This window comes from Rhodococcus sp. 05-2254-6, assembly GCF_002258565.1.
In the GTDB taxonomy this organism is placed as follows: Bacteria; Actinomycetota; Actinomycetes; order Mycobacteriales; family Mycobacteriaceae; genus Rhodococcoides.
This window is the reverse complement of the sequence record NZ_NOZF01000082.1, coordinates 1-11,713: the sequence shown is the minus strand read 5'-3', so window position 1 is coordinate 11,713 and position 11,713 is coordinate 1. Positions and strand designations below refer to the sequence as shown.

The 11,713-nt window shown below is 65.9% G+C and carries 10 protein-coding genes; 7 read left to right on the top strand and 3 right to left on the bottom strand.

What is annotated here, in order from left to right; all coding sequences use genetic code 11:
- Positions 1–56: 56 nt before the first annotated feature.
- On the bottom strand, positions 57–1,139 hold the full coding sequence (gene ald / locus CH256_RS09995) for an alanine dehydrogenase (RefSeq protein ID WP_094669490.1): 1,083 nt from the start codon (positions 1,137–1,139) through the stop codon (positions 57–59).
- A gap of 116 nt (positions 1,140–1,255) precedes the next feature.
- Between ald and CH256_RS09990 the strand changes: the two genes are divergently transcribed.
- The gene (locus tag CH256_RS09990) at positions 1,256–1,780 is read left to right on the top strand and encodes an Lrp/AsnC family transcriptional regulator (protein ID WP_068055430.1); all 525 of its coding nucleotides are present in this window, start codon (positions 1,256–1,258) and stop codon (positions 1,778–1,780) included.
- Between the two features lie 6 nt (positions 1,781–1,786).
- Here the strand turns inward: CH256_RS09990 and CH256_RS09985 are convergent, their stop codons facing one another.
- Positions 1,787–3,730 carry an Hsp70 family protein gene (locus CH256_RS09985; protein WP_094669489.1) on the bottom strand — a complete coding sequence of 648 codons (1,944 nt, stop codon included), beginning with the start codon at positions 3,728–3,730 and terminating at the stop codon, positions 1,787–1,789.
- Positions 3,731–3,905: 175 nt separating this feature from the next.
- Positions 3,906–5,336 carry a hypothetical protein gene (locus CH256_RS09980; RefSeq protein WP_143536547.1) on the bottom strand — a complete coding sequence of 477 codons (1,431 nt, stop codon included), beginning with the start codon at positions 5,334–5,336 and terminating at the stop codon, positions 3,906–3,908.
- 268 nt (positions 5,337–5,604) lie between these two features.
- Between CH256_RS09980 and CH256_RS09975 the strand changes: the two genes are divergently transcribed.
- The 6 genes from CH256_RS09975 to CH256_RS09950 all read left to right on the top strand — a co-directional run.
- Positions 5,605–5,862 carry an acyl carrier protein gene (locus CH256_RS09975; protein WP_032396368.1) on the top strand — a complete coding sequence of 86 codons (258 nt, stop codon included), beginning with the start codon at positions 5,605–5,607 and terminating at the stop codon, positions 5,860–5,862.
- Positions 5,863–5,866: 4 nt separating this feature from the next.
- Positions 5,867–7,021 carry an acyl-CoA dehydrogenase family protein gene (locus CH256_RS09970; protein WP_094640808.1) on the top strand — a complete coding sequence of 385 codons (1,155 nt, stop codon included), beginning with the start codon at positions 5,867–5,869 and terminating at the stop codon, positions 7,019–7,021.
- Positions 7,021–7,968: an amino acid--[acyl-carrier-protein] ligase gene (locus CH256_RS09965; RefSeq protein WP_068055441.1), complete on the top strand. Its 948-nt coding sequence runs from the start codon at positions 7,021–7,023 to the stop codon at positions 7,966–7,968. The genes CH256_RS09970 and CH256_RS09965 overlap by 1 nt, the downstream gene beginning before the upstream one ends.
- Before the next feature lie 42 nt (positions 7,969–8,010).
- Positions 8,011–9,783, top strand: coding sequence for an alpha/beta fold hydrolase (locus CH256_RS09960; RefSeq protein WP_231893801.1), 1,773 nt, complete (start codon positions 8,011–8,013; stop codon positions 9,781–9,783).
- Positions 9,780–11,462: a lipopolysaccharide biosynthesis protein gene (locus CH256_RS09955; protein ID WP_176460196.1), complete on the top strand. Its 1,683-nt coding sequence runs from the start codon at positions 9,780–9,782 to the stop codon at positions 11,460–11,462. Before CH256_RS09960 ends, CH256_RS09955 begins: the two co-directional genes overlap by 4 nt.
- On the top strand, positions 11,459–11,713 hold a 255-nt coding region (locus tag CH256_RS09950; protein ID WP_373454800.1), incomplete at its 3' end, for a hypothetical protein. The genes CH256_RS09955 and CH256_RS09950, both read left to right, overlap by 4 nt.

The window sequence follows — 11,713 nt, the reverse complement described above, 5'->3', positions numbered from 1 at the left end:
CGTGCACGAAAACTCGTAGCCCACTACGAGCTTCCACTCACGTGCGGCGCAGCCGCTCAGGCGAACGCAGCGGCGACGGTCTCCGACAACAGTGCACCGTTGTGCGTGCTCAGGCCGGCTTTGAGACCCGGGTCCGCCTCGCAGGCAGCTTCCCAACCCTTGTCGGCGAGTGCGACGATGTACGGCAGGGTGGCGTTGGTGAGCGCGTAGGTGGACGTGCGCGGTACGGCACCGGGCATGTTGGCGACGCAGTAGAACACCGACTCGTGCACCTTGTACGTGGGATCGGCGTGGGTGGTGGCGTGCGAATCCTCGAAGCAGCCGCCCTGATCGATGGCGATGTCGACCAGAACCGAACCCGGCTTCATACGCTGAACCAGACTGTTGGACACGAGCTTCGGCGCCTTCGCTCCGGGTACCAACACTGCGCCGATGACGAGATCCGCTGCGAGAACGGCCTGTTCGAGCTCGTAAGCGTTGGATACCAGAGTTTTCACCGCACCGCGGTACTGATCGTCGATGGCGCGCAGCGCCTTCACATCGAGATCGAGCACGGTGACGTCGGCGTGCATGCCGAAAGCGATTGCGGTGGCGTTCCTTCCGGACACGCCGGCTCCGATCACCACGACGTTGGCGGGGCGGACTCCGGGAACTCCGCCCATCAGAACTCCGCGCCCGCCTTCACTGGACATCAGGTGGTAGGCACCGGCCTGCGGCGCGAGGCGTCCGGCAACCTCACTCATCGGGGCGAGCAACGGCAGGGAACCGTCTGCAGCAGTGACTGTTTCGTAGGCGATGGCGGTGGTACCCGACTCGAGCAGCGCATCGGTGCACGGCTTGGACGCCGCGAGGTGCAGGTAGGTGAACAGCACCTGCCCCTTCCTCAGGCGTGAATACTCCTCGGCGATAGGTTCTTTGACCTTCAAGAGCAGGTCCGCAGACTCCCAGACCTCGGCGACATCGGTGAGAATCTGCGCCCCGGCGGCCTTGTAGTCGGTATCGGTGAACGACGAACCGGCTCCTGCCTCGGTTTCGATGATCACTTCGTGTCCTCGCGAGACCAGTTCGTGCACGCCTGCCGGGGTGATGGCCACCCGGTATTCGTGGTTCTTGATCTCGCGTGGAATTCCGATCTTCATGGCGGCCTCCTCGGTGGCGGGTGATGTGAAGCCGGGGCTCCATCCGTGTAGGCCAACTATGAATTATCTACGAAATACCTGCAACGGAAGTGAATATAATTCTGTACGATGCCAAAATGGTGAGCAATAGTTCGTTCGAGACGGGTGAAGCGGGGTCTCGGTCGAACGATGTTCGGTCGGTGCCACTGGACCGAATCGACCACATCCTGCTCGACGAGCTCCGCCGCGACGCCCGTACACCCAACAACGCGCTCGCTGCCGCGGCCGGGATCGCACCGTCGACCGCACTGGCGCGGGTTCGTGCTCTGGTCGAACGCGGCGTCATCCGCGGCTTCCACGCCGAGATAGACCCCGAGGCACTCGGCCAGGGCATTCAGGCCATGATCTCGGTTCGGCTGCAAGCAGATGCTCGACGACGCATCAGCGAATTCGGTTCGAAGATCGCCTCACGGAAGGAGACGCTGAACATCTACTTCATTGCCGGTGCGGACGACTTCCTGGTGCATGTGGCAACCGTCGACACCGCCACTCTTCGCGACTTCGTCGTCGAGAATCTCAGCGCTGACCCTGCTGTGGCCGCTACCGAGACCATCCTGATCTTCGAGCACATCAGGCCGCGAAACACTCACGGAGAGAAGTGAATCGGGTCAGGGAGCGGGCGGGGCAATCGGCGGGAAACCGGGCAGCGTGAAATCCGGGAATCCCGGAATCAGCGGCGGTGGCTGCTGCGTCGTCGGAGGAACGCTCTCGACGGGTGGCGGCGGCGCAGGCTCGGCCGTGGTCGTCGTCGGCTCCGGAGTCCACGGCTCCTGGTAGACCTCGGTCTCCGGTGGCACGGTGGTCGGTTCGACCGTGGTTTCCGGTGCAGGTGCGGGCGGCGGCAACACCGGCGCTGGTGTCACCGACGTGGGCGTCACCGTGGTGGTGGCAGCGGGAGCTTCGGTCTGGTTCCGACTGACCGAAGTGTCGACCACCTGTGGTGTGTTCTGCTGGGTGATCATGAACGCGGAGCCGCCCACCACCAACGCGAGACCGAGCGCGAGAACACCTCCGGTGCGGAGCTTGCGCCGAGCCCGAGTGCGGTCGTCCTCGCCGTCGTCGTCGTCGTAATCGGCGTCGAGCCAGTAGACGTTCTTCAGCTGGAACGGAACCGGCTTGCCGTCGTCTGCGGCCTCGGGCTTGGCAGCAGAGTTCTCGGCAGACGAATCCCCCGTGTTCGCGCTCAACGCAACGACCTCCCCGTCGACCCGCGCCCCCTGCACGTGGTCGTCGAGAACATCTTCCACCACCGGTGAGGTCTCCGGAACCGAATCGACTGCACTTGATTCGGCGGAGTCCGTGAACCTCGAGGAAGCGAATTCTCCCGAGGTACCGGTGGGATCGGCCGGGCCTTCTGACGTCGGGACTTCGGACACCGGCACTTCGGGCACCGGCACCTCGGACACCGTGTCCTGCGAGTGCGCGCCGACCGCTGCCGCCGCTATCCAGGGACGGGCCGGAACAGGACGCGCCGGCGAGGGAGCCTGGACAGGCACACCGGGCGCGGCGTGCTGAGACTCGGTATTCGCCGGAACCGGACGGACCGGCGCGGGTAGCGGCGGCGGCACGGAAGCCGGTTCCGAGCGGACCCGCGACGTGGGTTCGGCGGTCATCGGCGCAGCGGACGTCGCCTGCCGATTCGGTGCCCGTCTCGTTCCGGTTCGCGTGCGTGAATGCGGCCGAGCGGCCAGTGCCGCTCCACGTGCCGCGACGGTCTCGGGCTCGGTCGGCACGATCGACGGGAGTTCGAGCAGTGGTCCGACGCGTTTCTGCACGATCGGCATGCGAGCTCCACCGCCGATCAGTACGACGGCGTCGATCGGAACGTTGGCACCGATCATCACGTCGCGCGCGAACTCGATGGCCTCGTCGAGCAGGTCGGTGATGAGCAGCTCGAAGTTCTCCCGAGAGAGCAGGATCATGCCGCTGGCGTCGGGCAGACATACCGCGTCCTGAGTGGACAAGCGCTCCTTGGCAATGCGGCAGCGCTTCTCGAACAACGCCATGTCGGGGTCGGTCGACTGCTTGCCGAGGCGTTGGAGCTGATTGTTGCGCACGTAGGCGTCGAGCAGATCTCCGCTGTACGCACCGGATCGCTGCGAGGCGATGACGGTGCGCTGCACCAGGTCCACGACGCTGACGGTCAGTCCTGAACTTCCGAGGTCGAAAAGTGCGACGGAATTGCAGTTGCGGGCCTCGCCCCTTGCCGCCAGGTACTCGACGACGGCCTCCACCTCGGGGACCAGGTGATAGTTGTGCAGGCGCGCACCACTGAGGGCAGCATGCAACGCGTCGGCCTGGCGGGGGTCGCGGTAGGCGACGCCGGTGGCGAGTTCGGGCTCGCTCTCCGCTGCGGCACTGATCGATTCGGCGGCCAGATGCGGAAGGTCTCCGCCGACACTGTCGATGAGTTCGTTGCGGAAGAACAGGGGCCGGTCGATGTCGGTGACCAGGCCGGATGGGTCTCCGACGGGTGACCCGAACTGCTCGGCTCGGGGCTGCGCCGTGCGCACGGCTCGGGTCCCCATGGACACCCCAAGCAGCACAGTCACGGTTGTCGGCCTCATTTCGATCGGCAGTTGTCTTCGGACGCGATCCACCTCGTCCAGAGCGCCAGGTTACCGCTTCGGCCGAATCGGCGGGGCGCGCGCCCCGGCGGTGGGCGGAGCCGGGCGTAGTGAAACCTGTCGCGCTCCCCACCCGGCCTGCTCGAACCGGACCCGAGGTCTATTCCGGCAGCTCCGGATCGACAGTCGGTAGGTACAGCTCGCCCGCGTAGGTGAACTCCCGCTCGTACAGGTCCGCGTCGGACAATCGAACGGGCCCGAGCACCGGCAGCTCGGCGGGTCCCGGATCGACCCCGTCGGCCGGGCCCGCGACGGCAGAAAGCGCAGCGGCGAACGTGGAATCGATGGGAATCTGCTGGTCGATCAGCGGAGTGGGCGGCGGCGTGTTTCCCCGGGTGAACACCAATCCCACCACCGCGACGATCAGCAGACTCACGGCGGCGAGCACGGACGCGTCCCGAATCGACCAGGTGCGTCGGCCGCGGCGAACCGGCTCGGCGACGACCCCCGGCTCGGGTGCTGCGGGTTCGAGCACCTCGGGCTGCAGGAGTGCAGGTTCGTCGAGATCGATGTCTGCCGGGGCCGTATCGAAGGTGGTCGACGGGATCGTCAGATCCTCGGTCGCGAGTTGGTCGACGGTGTGGCCGTCGACCAACCACTCCTCGACGGTGTCGAAGTCGAGCGTCTCCGGCTCGACGGTGTCGAAGTCCAGCGTCTCCGGCTCGGCGAGCAGCTCGGGCGCATCGATCAGCTCCGACGCGTCGTCCGGGACGGTGATGATTCCCACATCGGCGTGGAGAGAGCCGTCGAAAGGGGTTTCGGCGGGTCTTTCGTCGAGTGCCGCACCCTCGGCGATGGCCATTGCAGGGTCGTCGGGCACGTGGACGGGAACGTTCCACTTGTCCTCGATGATGGTGCGCACCGCGGGGATGCCTGCACCGCCACCGATCAGCAGTACGGCATCGGGTGCCTGTTTGGAGGCCCAGTCCAGGGCGTCGGAGACGAGCGGTGTGATCTCTCGCTCGAATTCCTTTCGGCTGAGCAACATCGGGCCGCGGTTGGGTGCCCGGACGCCGACCGACGTGCTCACCAACTCCTTGAGCTCGCGGAAGAAGGCCTGGTACTCCTGATCGCCCTCGGGGCCGACCGGAGCCGGCAGAATGCCCTTGGCCATCACGATGCCGCGGACCACCTCGTCGAAGCGGTCACCGCTGATGTCGACGGTGCGTGCGGTCCACTCGACGTACTCGCCCGCCACATCGAGTGCGGTGGCCGAAAACCCCTTCTTGCCCAAATCCACGACCAGGACGTAGTCCTTGTCGGCCAGTTCCGGAACGGTGCGGGCATAGGCGAGCAGGGCGTGGGATTCCTCGACCATGCGAGCGTTCGGCACGGTGCCGTCGCCGAGGGTCTCCAGCAGCGCCGTCACGGCTGCGGTGTCCCATCCGGCGAGCACGATGTCCTCGAACGGCCCGAGGTCGGCGAGCTTGCCGGGCAGCAGGTCGTGCGCACCCTCTGCGTCGATGGAGTCCTCGACGCGGCGGCCGTCGGCGATGTACGCGATGCGCACGGCACCGGTACCCACTGACACCCCGCAGACTCCACCCATAGACCAGACAGTCCTTCACAGATTGTGTTTCGACGCCCGATCCGGCGCCCGTACGAGCCCCCGCTCCTCTCGAAGTGTACGGCGGCTCGGATACCCGATGCGGGCATCCCGGTAACGCTACTAAACAATCTACGATATTGTTTAAGAGGGTCTGGGGAGACTTTGGGTCGAAAAGGCACACTGCCAGCCGACCCTGAGTCGACGACGAGGCCGTCCGGTCTCGTGGTTAACGCGATCGGTGGAGGTTTCGATGCAGACGCTCAATGCTCACGACGTGGTTCGAGTGCGAACCGTTCTGGAGAAATTCGGAAAGCTGCCGGTTCCCGTGGAGGGCATCGACGAAGCTGCCGATCTCTACGACAGCGGCCTCACCTCGCACGCCAGCGTCAACGTGATGATCGCGCTCGAGGACGAGTTCGACGTCGAATTCCCCGACACCATGCTGCAGAAGTCGACGTTCGGCAGCATCAACGCGATCGCCGCGGCCATCGCCCAGCTGACGGACTGAGGCCATGACCACCGTCTACGAGAGCTCGATCGACCAGTCGATCACCGACGTGCTGGCCGTACTGCGGACCTACGCCGACGAGGTCGATCGCGATGCCCGTTTTCCCACCGAATCGGTGGATGCGCTGCGCGACGCCGGCCTGCTCGGGGTCGGAATTCCGCGGGAGTTCGGCGGAGGCGGGGCAACACTGACCGACATAGCCCGGATCTCGCGCGCCCTCGGTGCCGAGTGCGCATCGACCGCGATGATCTTCGTGATGCACCAGTCACAGGTGCTCAGCATCGTCCGCCACGGCAAGTCCGACGCCATGGCAGACCTGCAGCGTCGCATCGTGACCGATCGCATACTGGTGGCGTCGGCCACCACCGAGATCAACATCGGCGGCGACGTCCGCTCGAGCAGTTGTGCGGTGGAGTACGACGGTGAGCAGATCACGCTCAGCAAGAACGCACCGGTCATCTCCTACGGCGAGTACGCGCAGATCGTGTTGGCGACGGCGCGGCGCAGCGTCGACAGCCCGCCGAGCGATCAGGTGCTCGTGGTGTGCGAGAAGCCCGACGTGACGCTCGTCAAGACCGGCACCTGGGACACCCTCGGCTTTCGCGGCACCTGCAGCCCCGGCTTCATGCTGGACGCGCGCACGACGACGTCGAACATCCTGGGCGACAACTACGGCGACATCTCCGCTCAGACCATGCTTCCGGTAGCGCACGTGCTGTGGGGATCTGCGTGGCTCGGCATCGCCGACGCGGCGGTCACCAAGGCGCGCAAGTCGGTGCAGAAGGCCGCACGCAAGACTCCGGGAACGCCGCCGCCGAGCGCGCTGCGTCTCGCGGAGCTGATGGTGGTGCACGAGCAGTTGGTGGACACGGTGTTCGGTGCCGCAGCCAAGTTCGAGGCCGTCGCCGAGAGCCCCGCCGAGCTCGGAGCCATCGGGTTCGCGCTCAAGATCAACAACGTCAAGGTCACCGCGTCGACGCTCGTCATCGACATCGTCGGCAAGGCACTGCAGATCTGCGGCATCTCCGGGTACCGACAGGACGGCGAGATGAGCATCGGCCGTCATCTTCGGGACGCGCACGGGTCCGCGATCATGGTCAGCAACGAACGCATCCTGGGGCACAACGCCCAGCTCTCCCTCGTCTACAAGGGCAAATGATGACCACCACACACTCCGCACCGGAAACAGACATCAGCGAACTCGACTCGGCCCGAGCCGCTTTCCGCGCCGAGCTCGTCGACGCCGGCTTGCTGGTCCCCAGCTCGATCCCCGGATTGTACGGGCGCAGTGGCGAATTCGAGGACATCATCGAGTTCGTCGATGCCCGCGTCACCGAGGCAGGCGTCGCCGAACACGGCCGTCAGGCCACTCGATTCCGGTTCGCACCGGTCTTCCCTCGGGAAGCCTTCGAGCGCACCGACTACATCGCGTCGTTCCCCAACCTCACCGGCGCCATCAACACGTTCGAGGGCGACAACAAGGAACACGCTGCGTTGTTGGCGGAACGATCCGACGGCAAGGACTGGGATCACTTCCTGCATTCGGCGGGCACCATGCTGGTCTCGGCTGCCTGCCATCCGTCGTACTCGATGCTCACCGGCACGCTGCCCGACGAGGGCACGCTGATGGACATCTACGGCTACTGCTTCCGGCACGAGCCCGCGGTGGATCCGGCTCGGATGCAGGCATTTCGGATGCACGAGTTCGTTCGAGTCGGCACCCCCGAAGACGCGATCGCACACCGCGAACGCTGGGTACCGCGCGGTCTCCAGGTGCTGGCAGATCTGGGGTTGGAAGCCGAGGCGGTCATCGCCAACGACCCGTTCTTCGGTCGCGCCGGACGCATGCTCGCGGCGAACCAGCGCAACGAGAACCTCAAGACCGAACTGGTCGTCAAGCTCTACGGAGATCTCGACGAGGGCACCGCGGTCGTCTCGTGCAACTGCCACCGCGATCACTTCGGGCACACCTTCGGCATCGAGACCGTCGACGGCGAACCGGCCCACAGCGCCTGCGTCGGCTTCGGCATGGAACGCATCGCCCTGGCGATGCTCCGCACCCATGGACTCGATCGATCGGCCTGGCCTGCCGCACTGCGCAACTGATCGATACCGCTTCACCCGTGTACGTACACGAAGGACCAAACTGTGAACAGTTCCCGCACCGCTCCCCGGCGCATCGGCTCAGTTCCCGCCGAGTGCTCTTCGCGTACGGCGGGCGGCAAGTACCCGATGTGGTTCGGCCCGGCCGACTCACCGCTGTTCGGCACCGTCCACGTGCCGTCCGGCGGTCGGGCGCGCGGCGGTGTGGTGCTGTGCCCACCACTGGGCAAGGAACAGGTCGATTCGTATCGCGGCATGACCCTGCTCGCGCAGAAGCTGTGTGCGCAGGGACTTCTGGTGCTGCGGTTCGACTATCGCGGCACCGGGGATTCGTGGGGCGATCAGGATCAGCCCGACGCGGTGGCGCACTGGCAGCGCAGCATCGTCGAAGCCGTCGCCTACGTTCGTGGTTGCGGGGTGAACGACGTCGGTCTCGTGGGTCTGCGCGTCGGCGCCTTGTTGGCGTGTTCGGTCGCCGCCGAGTGTGGCCCGCTCACCGCGATGACGCTGTGGGATCCGGTGGTCAGAGGACGGTCGTATCTGCACGAGCAGCGCGCGCTGTATTCGGTGAGCGTGACCACCGACTCCGACGCAGATCCCAGGGTGTCGATCATCGGCGCTGTGCTGCATCCCGATTCGGCTGCCGATTTCTCCGTGCTCGATGCCGCGAAGACGAGAACGGACGCGCCGGTGCTGGTGGCCACGCGCGCCGAGCGAGCCGATACCAAGCCGGTACGCAGGGTCGTCGAGACTCTCTCGGCTCAGGAACACACACTGACCGCGCACGACGACTTTCTCGAGCCGAGTGATTTCGAGGTCGTCATCCCGACGTCCGACATCTCCTACCTCGCGACGTGGACGGCTTCGAAGTTCCCCGCGACGCCCGCGGCCGACGTCGCGGTGGAGCGTCGATCGCGATCAGTGGTCGACGGAATTCAGGAGAGCATCGAATACCTGGGCGCACAGCAGCTTTTCGCGATTCGGTCGTCCTCGGATCTGTGCCTGCCCGGAGGACCGACCGTGGTGTTGTATCCCACCGCCAACGAGCACCGTGTCGGTCCGGTCCGTATGTGGGTGGAACTGGCGCGGCTACTGCCTCGCTTCGGAGTGGCCACGGTGCGTTTCGATCGTCGCGGCACCGGCGAAAGCGGAACCGTGGCCGATACGGAGTTGACCCGGCTCTACAGCGACGAGGGCAACGAGGATGCACTCACCGCCGTCCGGCAGTCTGGGTCGACCCCGGACAACGTCCTGGTGGCCGGAATGTGCTCGGGCTCCTGGTATTCCAGCTTCGCCGCCCGGGAACTGGGGGTTCGTGCCGCAGTACTGCTCAACACCCTGGACTGGACCACTCGTCGACTCGAATTCGTCAAGCGTTCCTCGATGCACATCGAGGAGACGGGACTGAAGGCTCGCGCACTCGACCGTCTGCACCACTGGGGTGTACGGACCAAGAATGCACTGCAGCCGCGAATCCCGTATGCCCTGTGGATCTGGCTCGGCCGGCGCGGATTGATCCAGGTTCCCGAGATCTCGTTGCGCATTCTCAGCGACCGCCGGGTGCAGACACGAGTTCTGCTCTCCCCCAACGACACCGCCTGGTTCGAGGCCAATCGGGGCCCGGAGGGAATGCGCCGGCTCCAGCGCCGATCGTCCGTGCCCACCGTCACCTCGTTCGAGTCCGGTGATCACTCGCTCTACGGTCGCGACCTGCGCGAGAACGTCCGAGCCGAACTTCTCGCGGCCACTGCTGCTGCGTTCGACCTCGAGATCACTGCTCCGTCGCCTCCCGTGCCGGTGGGGAAGGTTCGGTTGTGAAGCACCGCGCTCCCAGGATTGCGCCACCCAAACACGAGCAGCTCGAACAACTTCGGTGGTACCCGGTCGAACCGGCGCGGTTCGACCTGGGCCTGATGAACAGCCCGACGATGCCGGTGCCGACCGTGCCTCGGCACAATCCCGTTCACTCGGTCGATGTGTCTCCGATCGCCGACCCCGTCGAGCATCCGGCACCCGAGACGGGACCGGGTTCGAAGGCGTCCGATCGCAACCTCGCGCTCAACTCGATGGCCCTGATGCTGTCGACGGCCATCACCGGCGCACTCGGCCTGCTGTTCTGGGCTGCGGCCGGTCGGCTCTATCCCGTGGCCGAGGTGGGCAGCGCGTCGGCGGTCATCACCTCCGCGGTGATGCTCTCCACGTTGTCCAATCTGAGCCTCGGTTCGATGTACGAGCGATTCCTGCCGATCTCGGGCCGGTTGGCCAAGTCGTTCATCGTGCGCGGCTACCTCACCGTCACCGCGTTCGCGTTCGTGCTCGGCGGCGGCTTCCTGCTGGTCGCGCCGGTGGACGAGATGTTCACCAATACCGCCGAAATCGTCTCGTTCCCGTTCTTCGTCGCAGTGCTCGCGGTGTTCGCGCTGCAGGATCAGACCTCCTCCGGCCTGGGCGTCGCCCGATGGGCGGCCGCCAAGAACGTCTTTCACGCCGTCTTCAAGTTCGTGTTGTTGTTGGCGCTCTTCTCGACCGAGCGCAGTACCTCGATCATCTCCGCCTGGGCCGTCCCCGCGATCGTGGCGTCGATCTTCGTCCTGCGCGCGATCCTGAAGAACGTCCGCACCGAACAGCGGTACGCCGGCAAGCCGGATCTGCCGCCCCGGCGTGAGATGTGGGCGTACTTCGGTTCGGCGTACGGCATCACCGCGCTCGGCTCGCTCGCTCCGCTGCTCGTGCCGATGATCGTCGTCGCCACCCTCGGTGCCGAGCAGAACGCCTACTTCTCGCTCACCTGGTCGATCGTCAGTGCTCTGTACATTCTGATCAGCGTGTTGATCGGACCGTACGTCGCCGAGGTCGCTGCCCACCCCGCGCAATTCCACCGCCTGACGAAGCGATTCATGACCCTCGTCTGCATCGTCGCGGTGGGTGGGTCGATCTTCCTGGCGTTCGTTGCACCGTTCGGACTCGGCCTGATCGGCCAGGGTTATCGCGATCAGGGCACCATCATCGTGCAGTTGGCCGCGCTGACCATCCCGCTCTCCGTCGTCGGTTCCCTGTACGACGGTTTGGCTCGGGTCCGTCGGCGCATGCGACTGGCCGTGATCGTGCAGGTGGTGGCCACCTCGATCATCATCGGCGGCTCGGTGGCACTGTCGTCGTCGATGGGCATCGCGGCCGTCGGCTGGGCGTACCTCGCCGCGGAGGCGTTCGGCGCACTCGTTCTGATCGTGCCGCTCGTCCGATGGATTCGTGAGCTGTCCGCAGGCAGCAACGGCGAGTCCGGTGACGGCCCGGGGCCGTCGGGCTCCCCCGGACCTCGCGGGCCGATCGACGACAGCGACGTCCGTCCACCTCGATCCCGTCACGGAGAACCCCGACACGCCGAACCTCGGCACCGGGAACCGCCCCGTCGCGAGCCACAGGACGGCCGGCCGCAGCTCGACGAACCGTCACCGCGTCGCATCCCTGTCCACGCTCAACACAGGACGGCACCATGACTCAGACCTATCGCGCCAGTTCACTGGACATGCTTCGGTCCGATTCGCGCATCGTGACCGTGCTGGGACCCGCGGACTTCGGTGATCTCGCACGAGTACGGAGCCGGGTACTCGCACTGGCCTCGATCGGTCCTGCGACGCGGCTGGGCCTGCGCGCCGACCAGTCTTCGGTCGGCTGGGTCTACGAGCCGGAGCGGGTGGTCGAGCACATCGTCGAGGGACCCGCCGTCGATCACGAGCAGTTGGCCAAG

What these genes read in the sequence shown, in the direction of transcription:
- ald (WP_094669490.1), bottom strand. Translation starts at nt 1,139, where the DNA reads ATGAAGATCGGAATTCCACGCGAGATCAAGAACCACGAATACCGGGTG.
- CH256_RS09990 (WP_068055430.1), top strand. Translation starts at nt 1,256, where the DNA reads ATGGTGAGCAATAGTTCGTTCGAGACGGGTGAAGCGGGGTCTCGGTCG.
- CH256_RS09975 (WP_032396368.1), top strand. Translation starts at nt 5,605, where the DNA reads ATGCAGACGCTCAATGCTCACGACGTGGTTCGAGTGCGAACCGTTCTG.
- CH256_RS09970 (WP_094640808.1), top strand. Translation starts at nt 5,867, where the DNA reads ATGACCACCGTCTACGAGAGCTCGATCGACCAGTCGATCACCGACGTG.
- CH256_RS09965 (WP_068055441.1), top strand. Translation starts at nt 7,021, where the DNA reads ATGACCACCACACACTCCGCACCGGAAACAGACATCAGCGAACTCGAC.